1 protein-coding gene and 2 pseudogenes are annotated in these 1,874 nt (G+C 70.7%); all 3 read right to left on the bottom strand.

Annotated elements, in window-relative coordinates; all coding sequences use genetic code 11:
- Positions 1–98: pseudogene (locus ACRDP3_RS12275) on the bottom strand (transcriptional regulator); the annotation flags it as partial.
- A gap of 128 nt (positions 99–226) precedes the next feature.
- The gene (locus tag ACRDP3_RS12270; RefSeq protein ID WP_431516935.1) at positions 227–1,033 is read right to left on the bottom strand and encodes a phosphatase; all 807 of its coding nucleotides are present in this window, start codon (positions 1,031–1,033) and stop codon (positions 227–229) included.
- Positions 1,034–1,188: 155 nt separating this feature from the next.
- Positions 1,189–1,874, bottom strand: a pseudogene (locus ACRDP3_RS12265) (acetoin utilization protein AcuC); the annotation flags it as partial.

Below are 1,874 nucleotides of genomic sequence, written 5' to 3'. Positions count from 1 at the left end.
AGCCGGTACACGGTCATCTTGGACACTCGCATCACCGAGGCGACTTCCGCCACGGTCAGAAAGTTGACCTCGTTGAGAGGTCCCTTGCCAGCAGCCATGTCACACCTGAACCTTCCGCACATGTCGGGCACCGGCTTCCCCTCCGGTGACTCCTGCTCGCATGTGCGCTCCTCCCCAAATTAGGGGCGGGTGATGCAAGTGGGGAAGAGGAGCAGCGATCGGTCTCCTACTGTGACAGACGGGCCCGATTGAGTACATAGCGAGTGAGCGGTCGGTAGTGGACGGAACGCACAGCGTCATCGACCGGAACGGCGACCGAGACCTGTCCCTCGGCCTGACCGACGAACAGTGCGGGATCATCCGTGTCCGCGGGCCCGATGGCCTCGATCCCCAACTGACCTGCCGCGCAGACCCATCCGTGGTCCCCGATGACCAGCTCGGGCAGCGGACCGCCGGCCGCGATCGCGTCGGCGAGCACGGTCCGGACGGGGAGCGGCGAGTGGGTGTGTGCACCCGGCGCACCCGGCGCACCCGCGACGTGCCGCACGCCGGCTTCGCGAACCAGTGCGACCCCCCGTACGTAGCCGAGACTGCACGGACGTACGCCGAACCTGGTCGTTATGTCGATTCGTCGCCCCTCTGCCGGGGTGAGGACAGTGCATCCCGCTGACGAGAGCGCCGAGGCCAATGAGGCGTAGAAGTCCAGGAGCCGGCCCGGGTGGCCCGTGCCCAGCAGCACCGGAATCCGCCGTTCAGCAGCACTGCGCAGCCGGGCGGCGAACGCGTCGAGAGCGTCGATGGTGCGGTCGGGGTCGATGGTGTCCGGCCCGGAGACGGTGGCCGGATCGGCCGACACACCGCACTGCTGGGCCATCAGCGCGATCAACGCCGGTACCGGCCACTCCCCTTCGGGCTCCAGCCCGATCAGCGCCCGCGGATCGCGGGCCGCGAAGAGCCGGTAGCGCCGCAGGCTCTTCTCCCTGCTGGTGGCGATGTGCCCGGCCAGCCGCGCGGCCAGCAGATGCGCGCGCAGCGAGCCGACGCCCCTCCCGTCTTCGCGGGCTTCCCGTGCTCGCCGTGTTTCCCGTGGCCCAACATTGCTCGACACAGCGCCCATGCTTGTCCGTCCGGCACCGCGGAGACGGGGCTACGGAGGGAGTCCACCCGCCGAAAGCTCGTTCGGGTGACCTAAGGCAGCAGACCGCGGGCCGGAAAGACCGCCTGCCTCGTCGCCCGTACCGCCTGATCGAGCGGGTCGCCCGGGTCGTAGCCCGTCTCCTCCCACCCCCGCACGACCGGCCGCCGCCCATCCGTCATCCGCCGCGGCGCCACCGGGCTCCCTGTCCGCGCGTACACCGACTGGCGCCACTCCTCCGGCACATCCGTCTCCGGCGGCACCGGCGCGCCGGCCGCGATCGCCACCAGATGCGTCCAGGTGCGCGGCACGACGTCGACCACCGCATAGCCACCGCCGCCTAGCGCCACCCAGCGCCCGTCCGCGTAGGCGTGCGCCCAGTCGTGCAGTGCCTCGGCCGCCGCACGCTGTGCGTCCACGCTCACCGCCAGGTGCGCGAGGGGGTCCTCGAAGTGGGTGTCCGCGCCGTGCTGGGTCACCAGCACTTGTGGCCGGAAGTCGTCGAGGAGTTCGGGCACCACGGCGTGCAGTGCCCGCAGCCAGCCCTCGTCTCCCGTACCGGCCGGCAGGGCCACATTCACGGCACTGCCCTCGGCGTCCTGCCCGCCGGTCTCCTCGGGCCGGCCGGTGCCGGGGAACAGCATCCGCGGGTGTTCGTGCAGCGAGATCGTCAGAACGCGCGGATCGTTCCAGAACGCGTCCTGCACGCCGTCCCCGTGGTGGACGTCCACGTCCACGT

Origin of the sequence: Streptomyces sp., from assembly GCF_050698815.1 — a bacterium.
Lineage (GTDB): Bacteria > Actinomycetota > Actinomycetes > Streptomycetales > Streptomycetaceae > Streptomyces.
Note: the sequence above shows the minus strand (reverse complement) of the source record. Positions and strands in the feature narration are given on the sequence as shown.